General features: G+C 53.5%; 13 protein-coding genes and 1 tRNA gene. 8 read left to right on the top strand and 6 right to left on the bottom strand.

Annotated elements, in window-relative coordinates; genetic code table 11:
• Nucleotides 1-13: 13 nt before the first annotated feature.
• A complete protein-coding gene (locus tag ACOTWU_RS15380; RefSeq protein ID WP_017383455.1) occupies nt 14-298 on the bottom strand; it encodes a YfcZ/YiiS family protein in 285 nt (94 codons plus the stop codon).
• A gap of 372 nt (nt 299-670) precedes the next feature.
• Here ACOTWU_RS15380 and fadL point away from each other — a divergent pair, with 372 nt between their 5' ends.
• A complete protein-coding gene (gene fadL, locus ACOTWU_RS15375; protein WP_017383456.1) occupies nt 671-1954 on the top strand; it encodes a long-chain fatty acid transporter FadL in 1284 nt (427 codons plus the stop codon).
• A gap of 44 nt (nt 1955-1998) precedes the next feature.
• Here the strand turns inward: fadL and mlaA are convergent, their stop codons facing one another.
• Nucleotides 1999-2751 carry a phospholipid-binding lipoprotein MlaA gene (mlaA, locus tag ACOTWU_RS15370; protein WP_003861365.1) on the bottom strand — a complete coding sequence of 251 codons (753 nt, stop codon included), beginning with the start codon at nt 2749-2751 and terminating at the stop codon, nt 1999-2001.
• A 314-nt stretch (nt 2752-3065) separates the two neighbouring features.
• On the opposite strand from mlaA, the gene ACOTWU_RS15365 reads away from it, so the two are divergent.
• Nucleotides 3066-3995 (top strand): formate/nitrite transporter family protein, encoded by a 930-nt coding sequence (locus ACOTWU_RS15365; RefSeq protein ID WP_015572241.1) that lies wholly within the window; start codon nt 3066-3068, stop codon nt 3993-3995.
• A gap of 75 nt (nt 3996-4070) precedes the next feature.
• Nucleotides 4071-4142: transfer RNA gene (locus ACOTWU_RS15360), tRNA-Arg, on the top strand.
• Between the two features lie 13 nt (nt 4143-4155).
• On the opposite strand, the gene ACOTWU_RS15355 is transcribed toward ACOTWU_RS15360, so the two are convergent.
• Nucleotides 4156-5535, bottom strand: coding sequence for a diguanylate cyclase (locus tag ACOTWU_RS15355; RefSeq protein WP_220719687.1), 1380 nt, complete (start codon nt 5533-5535; stop codon nt 4156-4158).
• A 268-nt stretch (nt 5536-5803) separates the two neighbouring features.
• Here ACOTWU_RS15355 and lpxP point away from each other — a divergent pair, with 268 nt between their 5' ends.
• Complete coding sequence (gene lpxP / locus ACOTWU_RS15350; RefSeq protein ID WP_026080619.1) at nt 5804-6724, top strand: kdo(2)-lipid IV(A) palmitoleoyltransferase; 921 nt, start codon at nt 5804-5806, stop codon at nt 6722-6724.
• Between the two features lie 359 nt (nt 6725-7083).
• Nucleotides 7084-7155 carry a membrane protein YpdK gene (gene ypdK, locus ACOTWU_RS15345; RefSeq protein ID WP_099458937.1) on the top strand — a complete coding sequence of 24 codons (72 nt, stop codon included), beginning with the start codon at nt 7084-7086 and terminating at the stop codon, nt 7153-7155.
• Nucleotides 7156-7213: 58 nt separating this feature from the next.
• Here the strand turns inward: ypdK and alaC are convergent, their stop codons facing one another.
• Complete coding sequence (gene alaC / locus ACOTWU_RS15340; protein ID WP_023304168.1) at nt 7214-8449, bottom strand: alanine transaminase; 1236 nt, start codon at nt 8447-8449, stop codon at nt 7214-7216.
• A 386-nt stretch (nt 8450-8835) separates the two neighbouring features.
• On the opposite strand from alaC, the gene ACOTWU_RS15335 reads away from it, so the two are divergent.
• The gene (locus tag ACOTWU_RS15335) at nt 8836-10533 is read left to right on the top strand and encodes a sensor histidine kinase (RefSeq protein ID WP_017383461.1); all 1698 of its coding nucleotides are present in this window, start codon (nt 8836-8838) and stop codon (nt 10531-10533) included.
• 13 nt (nt 10534-10546) lie between these two features.
• Nucleotides 10547-11278, top strand: a complete 732-nt coding sequence (locus ACOTWU_RS15330; RefSeq protein ID WP_015572237.1) for a LytR/AlgR family response regulator transcription factor — start codon at nt 10547-10549, stop codon at nt 11276-11278.
• Between the two features lie 35 nt (nt 11279-11313).
• Here ACOTWU_RS15330 and glk read toward each other — a convergent pair whose 3' ends face one another.
• Entirely contained in the window at nt 11314-12279 is a 966-nt protein-coding gene (gene glk, locus ACOTWU_RS15325; RefSeq protein WP_126498870.1) for a glucokinase, read from the bottom strand.
• A 205-nt stretch (nt 12280-12484) separates the two neighbouring features.
• On the opposite strand from glk, the gene ACOTWU_RS15320 reads away from it, so the two are divergent.
• The gene (locus ACOTWU_RS15320) at nt 12485-13720 is read left to right on the top strand and encodes an ion channel protein (protein ID WP_032619299.1); all 1236 of its coding nucleotides are present in this window, start codon (nt 12485-12487) and stop codon (nt 13718-13720) included.
• Here the strand turns inward: ACOTWU_RS15320 and ipdC are convergent, their stop codons facing one another.
• Nucleotides 13721-15379: an indolepyruvate decarboxylase gene (gene ipdC, locus ACOTWU_RS15315; RefSeq protein ID WP_063134551.1), complete on the bottom strand. Its 1659-nt coding sequence runs from the start codon at nt 15377-15379 to the stop codon at nt 13721-13723.
• Between the last annotated feature and the right edge of the window lie 181 nt (nt 15380-15560).

Raw genomic sequence — 15560 nt, 5'->3', positions numbered from 1 at the left:
CGTGCAAAAAGTATTAACGCAGGCCCAGCTGGAAGATCAGCGTTTCTGCTTCGCAGGCGAACACAAAGTCGATATCCAGCCGCACGCCGCCTTCCACTTCCGTGAAGGTGGATTTGATTTCACACGGATCGGATTCGACTTCACGCGCGCGCTGGCTCAGCGCGGCCAGCGTCTCTTCCGCTTCAGCGCGGTTAGGGAATACGCGGCTGTAAGAGGCGGTGCAATCGGTGTTGTCCATAATGGTGCCAACATCCATACAGCAGCAAACCGGGGTTTCATCAGCACTGCATTTACTCATAGCTCAATTTCCTCTGTATTCGCGCAGGGCGCGAGATAAACACGATGCGTCTATTTTACGCCCCCGAACGAGCCCCCTCCAGCCGTTAATGGCGCAAAATCGGATAAGTGAGCAATATCACACTAAAAAATGATCTAAAACAAAATTCCCCTTTTCAGAGGAATCGCACTGGTCACAATTTTGCCAACCAGATCTCGTTTCAAGAAACATATCTGAAAATATTAATAAACAAACTTGCAACATCCCAGCTGGTCAGACCTATACTCTCGCCACTGGTCTGATTTGTAAGTCATACCTCAGACCCTACACTTCGCGCTCCTGTTACGGTATGTAACAATTATTGAATAAAAATAACTCAATGAGGTTATGGTCATGAGCCAGAAAACCCTGTTCAAACAAACTGCTTTAGCAGTTGCAGTGGCAATCGTCTCAACGTCCGCCTGGTCAGCGGGCTTCCAGTTAAACGAATTTTCTTCCTCTGGCCTTGGCCGTGCGTATTCCGGGGAAGGTGCGATTGCCGATGACGCAGGCAACGCGAGTCGTAACCCGGCACTGATCATGATGTTTGATCGCCCTACCTTCTCTGCCGGTGCGGTTTACATCGATCCTGATGTCAATATTTCTGGCAAATCTCAGTTCACCGGCGCAGATCTGAAGGCGGATAACATTGCGCCGACCGCGTGGGTGCCTAACCTGCACTTTGTTGCGCCAATCAATGAACAGTTTGGTTGGGGTGCCTCTGTCACCTCTAACTATGGCCTGGCAACGGAGTTCAATAACAACTATCCGGCCGGGGAATACGGCGGTAAAACCGACCTGACGACCCTGAACCTCAACCTGAGCGGCGCATATCGTCTGAACGATAACTGGAGCTTTGGTCTGGGCTTTGATGCTGTCTACGCCGATGCAAAAATCGAGCGTTACTCCGGGGAGCAAACTGCTGCACTGCCGAAAAACAGCAATAAAATTGCCAGCCTGAAAGGTGATGAATGGGGTTACGGCTGGAACGCCGGTATCCTGTATGAACTGGATAAAAACAACCGCTGGGGTCTGACCTATCGCTCAGAAGTGAAAATTGATTTCGATGGCGATTACAAAAGCGGCATCCTGAGCCCAGTCAACGGTATGGTCCCAGGCGCGGGCACCACCATTCCATGGGGTACCTCGAATCAAACCGTACCGGGTTCACTGTCGCTGCATCTGCCAGAAATGTGGGAAGTGTCAGGTTATAACCGCGTTGCGCCGCAGTGGGCAATTCACTACAGCCTCGCGTATACCAGCTGGAGCCAGTTCGAGGAGCTTAAAGCCACCGGCAGCAACGGCCAGACGCTGTTCTATAAAGACGAAAGCTTCCACGATGCTTACCGTATCGCGCTTGGTACGACCTATTATATGGATGACAACTGGACGTTCCGTACCGGCGTGGCATTTGATGACAGCCCGGTACCGGCCGATAAACGTTCTATCTCCATTCCGGATCAGGACCGTTTCTGGGTGAGTGCGGGGGCAACCTACGCGTTCAACGAGAATGCCTCTATCGACGCGGGCGTGTCGTACATGCATGGCCAGAAGGTGACCTTCCAGGAAGGCCCGTACGAGTTTTCCTCTGAAGGTAAAGCCTGGCTGTTTGGTACCAACTTCAACTACGCGTTCTAATCCCAACACGATTAAAAAAGGTGAGCATTGCTCACCTTTTTTATTTATTCCGAATCGATATCTTTTAATTCGTTCTCGATGGCTTTCGCGTTCGGATTATCTTCCGGCTTCAGCTTACCGCCGTTGGCAATAAAATCATGGTTCTGGAAGTAGGCCTCGCGGACCATGATGTACGGATCGGAAGACTGACGCAGCAGACCATCAGAATCCAGCAGTTGCGCACGCGTTTCAATTCCTTCCACGGTCCATTTACCAATCGACAGCGGCCAGGTGAGCCATGACAGTACAGGATACAGCGTATCCACCATGTCGCCGCCATCATCACGCACGGTAAAGCTGCCGTAGAATGGCAGGTGCACATACGGACCATAACCTACGCCATAATGACCCAGCGTGCTGCCGAAACGGTGCGGCTGTTCACGCTGTAATTTCGGGTTCGCCATGCCTGCGACATCAATTAAGCCGCCCATACCCAGCAGGGAGTTCAGGAAGAAGCGGGTGAAATGCACCATCCCCTGATACGGGTCGCCCTGAAGGAAGTAGTTGACCATAACCGCTGGCTCTTCCAGGTTACTGGTAAAGTTGCTCAGCCCGTTACGCGCCGGCTGCGGAACATAGTCACGCCATGCCACGGCAACCGGACGAACCAGATATGGATCCAGCACATTATAGTTAAAGCTGTACATTGAACGGTTAAATCCTTCGAGAGGATCGGAGCGTCCCGTTTGCTCGCCAGAGCTGGCGCAGCCCACAAGCATTGTTACGCCCAGCGCAAGCGCCGACAGCCGAAGCTTCATAAATTTCTCCCTGTTCAATATGGCTATCGTTGAATGCCATCTGTGACGGAGCCGGTGATGCTCCGCCTGAAACGTGCAAGTGATTGTAACAGCACGCTTACCGATGTCTACGAGGACAATGTCGACCCGCTCGCGTCATCACGCTAATTTCAGCATAGCCTGTCTTTCGGAATTCGTTTCGCTGGCAATTTTATATTGGCTTTGAAAGAGATGTCTCACCTTTATTGCCATTTTCAGCAATTTAAGAGCATCCCCACGGGGAAAGCGCTAAAAGCCGCTACGCTTAAATGAGCAATTACCCCGAAGGAGCTGTTATGAAAGACATTAGCGAAGAGAAAATTGGTGAAAGCAAAGAGGAACATGAGATTGAAAGCGAGGAGAAAGACCGGGGAGAAGAGATAGAAGTCGATGAAGAGCGCCTGCCGTCGCGCGCCATGGCTATTCATGAGCATATTCGCCAGGACGGGGAAAAAGAGATGGAGCGCGACGCGATGGCCCTGCTGTGGTCAGCCATTGCAGCCGGTCTGTCGATGGGTGCCTCTCTGCTCGCCAAAGGGATATTTCACGTTCAGCTGGAAGGCGTACCGGGCGGGTTTTTGCTTGAAAATTTAGGCTACACGTTCGGCTTTATTATCGTCATTATGGCGCGACAGCAGCTTTTTACGGAGAATACCGTCACTGCCGTACTGCCCGTCATGCAAAATCCGACCCTCGGTAATTTCGGTTTACTGATGCGCCTGTGGAGCGTCGTGCTGCTGGGGAACCTGATCGGTACGGGCATAGCCGCCTGGGCGTTCGAGTATATGCCAATATTTGATGAACCGACCCGCGACGCATTTGTGAAAATTGGCATGGATGTGATGAAAAACACGCCGGTTGAAATGTTCTCTAATGCCATAATTTCCGGGTGGATCATCGCCACTATGGTCTGGATGTTCCCGTCAGCGGGTAGCGCGAAAATCGTGGTAATTATCCTGATGACCTGGCTTATCGCACTCGCCGATACCACACACATTGTTGTCGGAACTGTTGAAATCCTTTATCTGGTATTTAACGGCACACTCCACTGGAGCGACTTTTTCTGGCCGTTCGCCCTGCCTACCCTCGCAGGCAACATTTGTGGCGGGACCTTTATCTTTGCGCTGCTGAGCCATGCGCAAATCCGTAACGACATGTCCAACAAGCGTAAGGCCGAGCTTAAGGCTCAGGAAAAAAAGGATAAAACTGCCGAAAAATCGGCGTGAACGGTGACTCTTTGACCAGTCAGGCGGCAATGCGCTTAACGAAAAGTGTAAATAACGCTATACTCTTGCCGCTTCGTCCCCTTAGTTAAATGGATATAACGAGCCCCTCCTAAGGGCTAGTTGCAGGTTCGATTCCTGCAGGGGACACTTCTGTCTTTCCTTACGCCCCCTTCCAAAGCTCCACGCAGTTTCGGCCACGCCGTTTCGCGCCGTATAAGGCTTCATCCGCCGCCTGAATCAATCGCTCGTAATCGGGATGCCCGTTGAACATCGCAACGCCTATCGAGAGGGAGAGCGGGATAATATCGCCGGTTGGGGAGTTAACCTTGATTTTTTCCACCCGCCTGCGGATACGCTCGGCAATTCGCAGCGCGTCCACCTCTGAGATTTCCGTTAGCACAATCAGAAATTCATCGCCGCCGTAGCGAAAAACGTAATCACAGGTTCGCACGTTGTCGTAGAACGCGCCGGAGACTTTTCGCAGGATCTCGTCCCCGGTATTGTGCCCCCAGGTATCGTTGATTTGTTTAAATTTGTCGACGTCAATCAGCAGCGTCGAGAGCTTTGTTCCCGCCCGGGTGGCGTGCAGGATTTCGCGTTTGAAGATGGTTGGCAGGAAACGGCGATTCAACAGGCGGGTCAGGACATCAACCCCCACCTCGTGTCGCGACACTTCGTCAAACAGTTCGCGCAAAAGCGTGATGATTTGCGAGAGGGTATTACGCATTCGCTGCAAGAATTTATCCCGCTGCGCTTTATCACTCAGACCCTGCCCTGCAAGACGGACCTCGTTAAAAAGGTCATCGAATTCCTGAATCAGACGAGAGATATGACCGGCCTCAGCGATGCCGCTGAAATAGTGCCGACCTTTATGGCTAAACCACAGTCCAAATTCAGACTGCCCCAGCGGCAGACTGTTGCCGATACTGGAATTAAGCGTGATCTTATACAGAAGCACCATTTCCCATGACAGCAGCGCCGCGGTCTGTCTCTCCTTCTCCTCTTCTGCGTTCTCCATTAAGGAAAAGATGCGATAATTTTCGTCCTCTTTCGCCGCATTGTTCTCGCTAAATACATAGGCCCGCGACATCACTTCCATGGCAAGATCGATACTGTTTATCGCGTAGTGATAAATATGCAGCTTCACCTCAGGCGAATGGGCGCGGGTAGTAATGACAGGTAACAGCAGCTTTTTCAGAACACGGAAACCCATTTCAACTAAATCAACCGAAATACCAATACGGGCATGAACATCCGCAGCGCGCTGCTGCGCCCGCATCTGCTCTTCAACCTGCTCCACACGGCATGAGAGCACATCAATAAGCCAGCGACGAAGCGCCTCCTGAAGCTGCCTCTCCACCTGTTCGGTGGTCAGGAATTCAGCTGCCGATGGATCTGCCAGCACAACACGATAGAATTCAGCGACCAGGGGAGTTGCGTTGTCTCTGGCAAGCTCAGTCGCAAGCCGATGCACATCGGGATCGGTTTCATTAATCAGCTTCACCCACTCTTCTTTCACCGTTTGCAGGTAGGTTTCCATGGTCTGCACCTTCAGGAGACATGCGGGAACGCAGATTTAACAATAGCAAAATCAAACTACTCCGCAATTGCCGCTTTTTTAAACAAAAACGAGTGATAGCTCATAATGTATAACGGTGCTACATTATGCCGCCCACCCAAGTCAGCAATGGCCAGGCAACGTCGTAAAGAACGGTAAAGCCTGCAACCATGACCTCGTCCTACGGTCTCAATGGCACGTGGTATCGCGAAGTCTGCGCTACCTTCACAGGCTTCACATAGGTTCCACTATTTTGTCTCAATCCAAATTTCAGCGGGCGTTTCTGCACCCGCGCTACTGGTTTACATGGTTCGGCCTTGGCGTGCTTTGGCTGCTGGTTCAACTTCCATATCCCGTGATCCGTTTCCTGGGTTCTAAGCTCGGCAGCGCATCGCGTTACTTTCTTAAGCGTCGTGAATCCATTGCCCGAAAAAATCTCGAACTTTGCTTTCCGCATTACAATGCCCAGCAGCGCGAAACGCTGATTGCGGAAAACTTTAAATCTATCGGTATGGCGCTGCTTGAAACCGGTATGGCCTGGTTCTGGCCAGATGAGCGTGTCCGTAAATGGTTTGACGTGGAAGGCCTGGATAACCTGAAACGTGCCCAGATGCAAAACCGCGGCGTGATGGTTGTGGGTGTGCATTTTATGTCGCTTGAGCTGGGCGGCCGCGTTATGGGTCTTTGTCAGCCGATGATGGCAACCTATCGCCCGCATAACAGCGCGCTGATGGAATGGGTACAAACGCGGGGCCGCATGCGTTCAAATAAGGCGATGATCAGCCGTAACAATCTGCGCGGTATGGTTGGCGCCCTGAAAAAAGGGGAAGCCGTCTGGTTTGCCCCGGACCAGGACTACGGTCCTAAAGGCAGCAGTTTTGCCCCTTTCTTTGCGGTTAAAGATGTCGCTACGACGAACGGTACCTTTGTGATTTCACGTCTCTCAGGCGCCGCGATGTTGACGGTGACCATGGTCAGAAAAGCGGATAAGTCAGGCTATCGTCTGCATATCTCCCCAGAGATGGCGAACTATCCTGAAGATGAGAGTGAAGCCGCGACCTTTATCAATAAGGTGATTGAGTTTGAGATTATGCGTGCACCTGAGCAATATCTGTGGATGCACCGCCGCTTTAAAACCCGTCCCCTGGGCGAAGCCTCACTCTATATCTGACCCCTGCCGAAGGTTAGTTTCGCTAAGAAACTAACCTTTTCAAACACCTGTAATCGCAGTGCGTAACGGCTTTTTTCGACCGTCGCTCAAAAGGCATTTATTGCGTACCGAAATCAAACTGTCGCCGTTCCACGACACTCGTAAGTGTAGGAAATTATTTAAAAAAATGCCTCTTGTCACTCCTGAAATTTAGGCGTACATTAGCGCCGTCTGGCGACAGGAAAGCACAGAATTCAGAGCTGAAGTTAGCGACGTCACGGGATAATTCCGATTTCCCCTTTCGCATGATTTCAACTCTCTATACTCAGTTGGACTCTGTTTTTTTAATGCGTACCGGAAGATACGCGGAGCGATGAAACGTGAAATATTTCTTTATGGGCATTTCGGTTATTGTTTTAGTTTGGGCCGGAACGTTTGCTCTGATGATCTAGTTAAGAAAATGCAGTCAAAAAAACAGGCGCCGTTGGCGCCTGTTTTTTTTGTTGTCCGTTACGACTCGGGTTGTTCCGCAACGCTCTTCGCTGCAAGCAGGCCATCCGCGCGGAACATGCTTTTAATGCCCCGCACTGCCTGACGGATACGGTCGCTGTTTTCAATCAGCGCGAAACGCACGTGCGTGTCACCGTAGTCACCAAAGCCAATGCCTGGAGAGACGCAAACCTTGGCGTCCTGAAGCAGTTTTTTGGCAAATTCCAGAGAACCCATCGCCGCATACGGCTCAGGAATTTTCGCCCAGACGTACATAGAGGCTTTTGGCATTTCCACCATCCAGCCTGCTTCATGAAGCCCTTTTACCAGCACATCACGGCGGCGTTTGTACTGAGCGGCAATATCGAGCACGCATTGCTGATCCCCTTCCAGCGCCGCGATGGCCGCGACCTGTAACGGCGTAAAGGTGCCATAGTCATGGTAGCTTTTAATACGCGCCAGGGCGCTCACCAGCGTTTTGTTTCCCACCATAAAACCAATTCGCCAGCCCGCCATGTTGTAGCTTTTCGACAGGGTGAAAAACTCAACCGCCACATCACGGGCACCCGGTACCTGCATAATTGACGGCGCTTTCCAGCCATCATAAACGATATCGGCGTAGGCGAGATCGTGTACCACCAGCACGTCGTAACGCTTAGCCAGCGCGACCACTCTCTCGAAGAATTCGAGTTCAACGCATTGTGCCGTTGGGTTTGACGGGAAACCGAGGATCATCATTTTCGGCTTCGGATAGCTTTCACGAATCGCCCGTTCCAGCTCGTTAAAGAAGTCGACGCCTTCCACCAGCGGGACAGAACGCACCTGCGCGCCGGCAATCACCGCCCCATAGATGTGAATGGGGTAGCTCGGATTCGGCACCAGTACGGTATCGCCGTGATCCAGCGTCGCCAGCATCAGGTGGGCCAGCCCCTCTTTGGAGCCAATGGTCACAATCGCTTCACTTTCAGGATCGATATCGACCTGATAACGATCCTGATACCAGCGGGAGATCGCCCGACGTAAGCGTGGAATGCCGCGTGAGGTGGAATACCCATGGGTATCAGGACGCTGCGCAACCGTGCAGAGTTTCTCAACGATATGCGGCGGCGTTGGGCCGTCAGGGTTACCCATACTGAAATCGATAATGTCTTCGCCGCGCCGACGCGCAGCCATTTTCAGTTCAGCAGTGATATTGAAAACATAAGGGGGGAGACGATCGATACGCGTAAAACGGCGTTCAGGACTGAATTCAGCCATAGATTCCTCAGAGTCACGTTAGCGCCCGGACCGTCCGAGCGACGCTGCCACCCGTGTGGCGTGCTTAGAAAATAACCTGAAGAAAAAGACGCTGTCGAGAGGATAACGGCAAAACAATATTTTGCGCTAAAACGGGAATGTGATTGCAGTGAAAAGCGGAACTCTTATCGCGAACAGGCAGTTTTAAGCGCTACGATTTAACACAATATTTTCAGTATCGTTACCTGACTTTTCTCCCCAAACGGAAAAGCACCGGCTTTCAGTCAAAAGCCAGCAATCCCCTTTGAGAATTATGGTTTTTCCCCATTTGATAAATCTGATGGATAGCTGGTCATCAGGCCCTATGTTTTCTATCATAGATTTTTCCCGTTTTCCCAGGCCTGACCGTGCACGAAATCTTCAATATGCTCCTGGCGGTGTTCGACCGCGCGGCATTAATGCTGATCTGTCTCTTTTTCCTTATCCGCATCCGCTTGTTCCGCGAACTGTTGCATAAATCTGCCCATTCGCCAAAAGAGCTGCTGGCCGTCACGTTTATCTTTTCGATGTTTGCCCTGTTCAGCACCTGGTCCGGGGTGCCGGTAGAAGGCTCGCTGGTGAACGTGCGCATCATCGCCGTCATGTCGGGCGGGATCCTCTTTGGTCCCTGGGTAGGGATTATCACAGGCATCATCGCCGGCACCCATCGATACCTGATTGATATTGGCGGCGTGACGGCAGTCCCCTGCTTTATCACCAGCATTATTGCCGGGCTGCTCTCGGGCTGGATTAACCGCAAAATCTCGAAAAAGCAGCACTGGCGTGCAGGGATTATCGCGGGGATGGTCTGCGAAACGCTGACCATGATCCTGGTCATCGTCTGGGCGCCAACCGTTGCGCTGGGGCTGGATATCGTCTCGAAGATCGGTATTCCTATGATCCTCGGGAGCGTCTGTATCGGTTTTATCGTGCTACTGGTGCAAAGCGTGGAGGGCGAAAAAGAGGCCAGCGCCGCGCGTCAGGCCAAGCTGGCGCTGGATATCGCCAACAAGACGCTGCCGCTTTTCCGACACGTTAACGCCGAATCTTTACGTCAGGTTTGCGATATCATCCGCCGTGATATTCACGCCGATGCGGTCGCCATCACCAATATTGACCACGTGCTGGCTTACGTTGGCGTCGGGGAGCACAATTATCGCGACAGCGACGATACCATCAGTCCGACCACCAGACAGGCGATTAACTACGGAAAAATCATCATTAAAAACAATGATGAAGCCCACCGGACGCCAGAGATCCACTCAATGCTGGTGATCCCGCTGTGGGAAAAAGGCGTGGTCACGGGGACGCTGAAAATTTACTACTGCCATGCGCACCAAATCACCTCTTCGCTCCAGGAGATGGCGATTGGCCTGTCGCAGATTATCTCCACTCAACTTGAGGTTTCGCGTGCAGAGCAGCTGCGCGAGATGGCAAATAAGGCAGAGCTGCGCGCCCTGCAAAGCAAGATCAATCCCCATTTCCTGTTTAACGCGCTGAACGCTATCTCCTCTTCCATCCGTCTGAATCCGGATACCGCGCGGCAGCTGATATTTAATCTGTCGCGCTATCTGCGCTACAACATTGAGCTAAATGACGACGAGCAGATCGACATCAAAAAAGAGCTGTATCAAATCAAGGATTACATCGCCATCGAGCAGGCACGCTTTGGCGATAAGCTCACGGTCATTTACGATATTGATGAAGAGGTCAGCTGCGTGATCCCAAGCCTGCTGATCCAGCCTCTGGTGGAAAACGCCATTGTTCACGGTATTCAGCCGTGTAAAGGCAAAGGCGTAGTAACGATTAGCGTGACGGAAAGCGGTAACCGCGTGCGCATCGCCGTGCGCGATACCGGGCACGGCATCGATCCGAAAGTCATCGAGCGCGTCAAATCAAACGAAATGCCGGGCAACAAGATCGGACTGCTGAATGTGCATCACCGGGTCAAACTGCTGTACGGTGACGGGCTGCATATTCACCGTCTTGAGCCGGGCACCGAAATTGCCTTTTATGTTCCGAATGAGCGAACGCCCGTGAATGCCCCGATATCCTTGTTGCCGTAGGCCGGAGTAACAGATGAAAGTCATCATCGTAGAAGATGAATTTCTGGCTCAACAGGAGTTGAGCTGGCTTATCAAAACCCACAGCCAGATGGAGATTGTTGGCTGTTTTGAGGATGGTCTGGACGTGCTGAAATTTTTACAGCATAACCGGGTCGACGCGATATTCCTCGATATTAATATTCCGTCGCTGGACGGCGTCCTGCTGGCGCAAAATATCAATCAGTTCGCCCACAAGCCGTTTATTGTGTTTGTCACCGCGTGGAAAGAGCATGCCGTGGAAGCCTTCGAGCTTGAGGCGTTTGACTATATTCTGAAGCCGTACCAGGAGTCGCGTATTATCAGCATGCTGCATAAGCTGGAAGCCGCGTGGCAGCAGCAAGCATTACCCGCCAGTGCCAGCCCGGTAGCGCGGGAAAACGACACGATTAATCTGGTGAAGGACGAACGAATCATCGTCACGCCTGTCGACGATATTTACTATGCCGAAGCGCATGAAAAAATGACGTTTGTCTATACGCGGCGTGAATCCTACGTCATGGCGATGAACATCACCGAATTCTGCAATAAACTCCCGGCCGCTCACTTCTTCCGCTGCCACCGCTCGTTCTGCGTCAACCTGAACAAGATCCGCGAAATCGAACCCTGGTTTAATAACACCTATATTTTGCGGCTGAAGGATCTGGATTTTCAGGTGCCGGTAAGCCGCAGCAGAGTGAAAGAGTTCCGCCAGCTCATGCACCTGTAGCGCGTTCCCTCTCCCGCAGGAGAGGGGAATGAGCATCAGAGGATCTGACCCAGTACCTGACGCAGATGCGCCCCGGAGCCCAGTAAGCCTGGGTTGTCGTGGACAATCAGGTAAACAGGAATGTCCTGGACATAGCTCCTGAAGCGGCCTTTGTCTTCGAAGCCGCCACGGAAGCCGGAGGCGGTAAAGAAATCGAGGAAGCGCGGCACGATCCCGCCCGCAATATAGACCCCGCCAAAGGTGCCAAGGTTCAGCGCCAGGTTGCCGCCAAAACGCCCCATGATGACGCAGAACAGCGACAAAGCACGGCGGCAGTCAATACAGCTGTCGGCCAGCGCGCGTTCGGTCACATCTTTCGGTTGCAGATTTTCCGGCAGACGACCGTCTGATTTTACAATCGCCCGATACAGGTTCACCAGACCCGGACCAGAAAGCACTCGCTCGGCCGACACGTGGCCAATCTCGGCGCGTAGCTCTTCAAGAATAATGCCCTCTTCTTCGCTGTTCGGCGCAAAATCCACGTGACCGCCCTCGCCCGGCAGGCTGACCCAGCGTTTGTCGACGTGGACCAGGTGCGCCACCCCCAGGCCGGTGCCTGCGCCGTAAACGGCAATCGGTTTGTCTTCAACCGGGGCCGTACCGCCGAACTGAATCAGATGCTCTGGTTTAAGCATTGGGATAGCCATGGAAACCGCAGTGAAGTCGTTGATAATTTCAAGGTGCGAGAAGCCGAGGTTTTTCCGCATTTCGGCAATTGAGAAGGCCCACGTATGGTTGGTCATCGCCACCCAGTCGCCGGTGATCGGACAGGCAATAGCGATACAACCGTCTTCAACGCTCACTTTATGCTCTTCCAGATAGACGCGAACCACCGCTTCCAGGCTTGGGTAATCCAGCCCTGAATAGGTTTTCGCCTGAGAAATTTCACCGCTGTTCACATCGCACAGGGCAAGGCGCGCGTTGGTGCCGCCTACATCACCTACCAAAGCATACTTTGTCATTCTTCTACTGCTCCGCTAAAGTCAGAATAAATCTTTGGGACACTGTAAATTCAAGGCGTGATAACAACAACGACCAGAAGGTGACTGCCCATGGATTATCGATCTTCGTCACATTATAACTTTACCGTTTCAGCACCTTTTGCACTATTGCCACAATGCTGATTGTGCAAAGTAACGTTAAGCCGTTTTGTACAAGGAAATCATCATGCTCCATCCGCGAGCCAGAACCATGCTGTTATTGGCTGTCCCGGCGCTGATTATTGGCGTGGCGTCGAGCCTGGTGCTCATCGTCGTCATGAAAGTGGCGGCGGTGCTGCAAACGATTTTATGGACCGCGCTTCCGGTAAAACTCGGCATCAGCATTGACTCGCCGGGCTGGATCATGATGATGCTGACCCTGACCGGGATTGCCGTAGGGCTGGTGATCCGCTATAGCCCGGGTCATGCCGGGCCGGACCCGGCACTGGAACCCTTGATTGGCGCCCCTGTCTCTCCCTCTGCTCTGCCGGGGCTTATTATCGCGCTGATTATCGGTCTTGCGGGCGGCGTAAGCCTCGGGCCTGAACATCCCATTATGGCGGTTAATATCGCGCTGGCGGTCTTTCTGGGGGCGCGTCTTTTTCCGCGCGTTGGCGCGCTGGACTGGACGATCCTGGCGTCAGCAGGCACCATCGGGGCGCTGTTTGGCACTCCGGTCGCGGCTGCACTCATTTTTTCGCAAACCCTCAGCAGTGATCATGAAGTACCGCTGTGGGATAAACTCTTCGCGCCGCTAATGGCCGCCGCTGCGGGAGCCCTCACCACCAGCCTGTTTTTCCATCCCCATTTTTCACTCACCATCCCCCACTACGGCCAGATGCAACTCACCGATATTTTCAGCGGTGCCGTCGTCGTCGCGATCGCCATTGCGCTGGGGATGGTCGCGGTGTGGTGTCTCCCTCGCCTGCATCGCCTGATGCACAGGCTGAAGCATCCGGTGCTGATTCTGGGCATGGGGGGTTTTATTCTGGGCGTTTTAGGCGCCATCGGCGGGACGGTTACGCTGTTTAAGGGTCTGGACGAGATGCAGCAGCTGGCCTTCAGCCAGGTCTTTAGCGTCTCCGATTATCTGCTGTTCGCGCTGGTAAAACTGGCGGCGCTGGTGGTCGCTGCGGCCTGTGGTTTCCGGGGAGGTCGTATCTTCCCGGCGGTATTTGTTGGCGTCGCGCTGGGGCTGATGCTGCATGAGCACGTTGACGCTGTCCCTGCGGCGATTACCGTCTCCTGTTCCATTCTGGGGCTGGTACTGGTGGTCACGCGCGATGCGTGGCTGAGCCTGTTTATGGCGGCCGTTGTCGTGCCGGATACCACGCTTCTGCCGCTGCTCTGTATCGTGATGTTGCCCGCCTGGCTCCTGCTGGCGGGCAAACCGATGCTGATGGGATGGCGAAACGACAGGTAATCAGGCGTTATTGCGCGCCTCCAGCGCTTTGGTCAGCGCGCTCAGCAGCGGCGGAATATCGGCTTTCGGCAGCATCACCTCGATCAGCGAAAGCCGCTCATGGTGTGCCACTTTATCCAGTACCTCCGCCAGCGCTTCCGCTTCGCTGACGCGCCAGCATTCTGCCTGAGGCGCCAGGCTCAGCGCCTGCGGGATCTGCGTCCAGTTCCAGAGGGCAATGTCGTTATAGCGCTGCTCCGGCCCGTGGATGGCCCTTTCCACCGTGTATCCTTCGTTGTTAAGCACCAGAATAATCGGGCGCTGCTTGTCGCGCAGCATCGATCCCAGCTCCTGAATGGTCAACTGCGCGGCGCCGTCACCCGTCAGGACAATCACGCGTCGGTTCGGACACGCCGTTTGTGCGCCAAATGCTGCCGCCAGCGTGTAGCCAATCGATCCCCACAGCGGCTGGACGATAAAGTTCACGTCCGCCGGTAAACGCAGATCGATAGCGCCGAAAGCAGACGTTCCCTGGTCAGCCAGAATAATGTCTCCGGGGCGGATAAACGTTTGCAGGGTACGCCAGAAGCTCTCCTGAGTCAGCGCCCCTTCGATAGTCGGGAACGAAAAGCCGCTGTGATCCAATGGCGCTCGCGTATCACGAACATAGGTTTTACACAGCGCTGTCAGCGTTTCAATGGCCTCCCTCATCGGGATACCCGTAAACCAGACGTCGCCGACGCGGGACGCGTGTGGCTGAACCTCTATCGTCTGGTCTGGCGTCAGCTGGTGGGTAAACCCGGCAGTGAGCGTATCGGTAAAGCGCGTGCCAATACACAGCACCGTATCAGCCCCCTCGATGGCCTCTTTGACCGGCGCGGCGCTCGCCGCTCCGCTGTAGGTGCCGTAAAAACCGCTCTGTCGTTCGTCAAAAATGCCCTTGCCCATCAGCATGGTGGCGTGTGCCATCGGCACCTCTTTCACCCACGTCTGAAGGGCCGTGCGCAGACCATGGCGGAGTACCAGGAAGTCCGCTAACAGCGCGGTGCGTTTGCTCGTGGACAAGCGCTTTTCGGCAGCCTCACGGAACGCCTGCAAGCAGGCTGAATCAGCCGGTGCGGGGTTAATAGTGAGAGCGCTTACAGGGGGCGTAGCGGCTTTTTTCGCCACATCAGCGGGCAGCATCAGGTAGCCCGGACGGCGCTCCCGCAGCATAGTGGTCAGGACTCTGTCAATTTCATAGCAGGCGTTTTGTTCGGTAAGTACCGCCTGTGCAACGGTGATGGGTTCGCTCATATGATAGAAATGGCGGAACTCGCCGTCGCCCAACGTATGGTGCAATAACTCTCCTCGCTGCTGCGCCGCCATACCCGGGGCCCCCACAATATGGAGGACGGGAACATGTTCGGCAAAGCTGCCCGCCACACCGTTCATGGCGCTTAACTCCCCAACGCCGAATGTCGTCAGGAGCGCGGCAAAGCCCTTACAGCGGGCATAACCGTCTGCGGCGTAAGACGCGTTCAGTTCATTGGCACAGCCCACCCAGCAGATGTCCGGGCTGTCTATCACGTGATCGAGAAATTGCAGGTTATAGTCGCCTGGCACACCAAACAGATGATCGGCACCACAATCTGTTAGTCGGTCCAGCAGGTAATCGGCGACGCAATAGGGGGTACGCATATTATAAGTGTCCTTCTGACGTTGACCTCACTCTGAGTATTAAATAAGCGTGAAGCGTGTCCAGAATTGGCGACAATCAGGGTCTGGAAAGAATGCTTTACGAAAAAAGCTGAGCTATGCTCATTTTCTTCAGGTTAGTGTAAACGTATACACTGATGTTTCTTTCCAGCGCCAGAGGTCT

It is taken from the genome of Enterobacter cloacae complex sp. GYL001, from assembly GCF_049237125.1.
Lineage (GTDB): Bacteria > Pseudomonadota > Gammaproteobacteria > Enterobacterales > Enterobacteriaceae > Enterobacter > Enterobacter hormaechei_C.
Note: the sequence above shows the minus strand (reverse complement) of the source record. Positions and strands in the feature narration are given on the sequence as shown.

What these genes read in the sequence shown, in the direction of transcription:
- ACOTWU_RS15380 (WP_017383455.1), bottom strand. Translation starts at nt 298, where the DNA reads ATGAGTAAATGCAGTGCTGATGAAACCCCGGTTTGCTGCTGTATGGAT.
- fadL (WP_017383456.1), top strand. Translation starts at nt 671, where the DNA reads ATGAGCCAGAAAACCCTGTTCAAACAAACTGCTTTAGCAGTTGCAGTG.
- mlaA (WP_003861365.1), bottom strand. Translation starts at nt 2,751, where the DNA reads ATGAAGCTTCGGCTGTCGGCGCTTGCGCTGGGCGTAACAATGCTTGTG.
- ACOTWU_RS15365 (WP_015572241.1), top strand. Translation starts at nt 3,066, where the DNA reads ATGAAAGACATTAGCGAAGAGAAAATTGGTGAAAGCAAAGAGGAACAT.
- ACOTWU_RS15355 (WP_220719687.1), bottom strand. Translation starts at nt 5,535, where the DNA reads ATGGAAACCTACCTGCAAACGGTGAAAGAAGAGTGGGTGAAGCTGATT.
- alaC (WP_023304168.1), bottom strand. Translation starts at nt 8,449, where the DNA reads ATGGCTGAATTCAGTCCTGAACGCCGTTTTACGCGTATCGATCGTCTC.
- ACOTWU_RS15330 (WP_015572237.1), top strand. Translation starts at nt 10,547, where the DNA reads ATGAAAGTCATCATCGTAGAAGATGAATTTCTGGCTCAACAGGAGTTG.
- glk (WP_126498870.1), bottom strand. Translation starts at nt 12,279, where the DNA reads ATGACAAAGTATGCTTTGGTAGGTGATGTAGGCGGCACCAACGCGCGC.
- ACOTWU_RS15320 (WP_032619299.1), top strand. Translation starts at nt 12,485, where the DNA reads ATGCTCCATCCGCGAGCCAGAACCATGCTGTTATTGGCTGTCCCGGCG.
- ipdC (WP_063134551.1), bottom strand. Translation starts at nt 15,379, where the DNA reads ATGCGTACCCCCTATTGCGTCGCCGATTACCTGCTGGACCGACTAACA.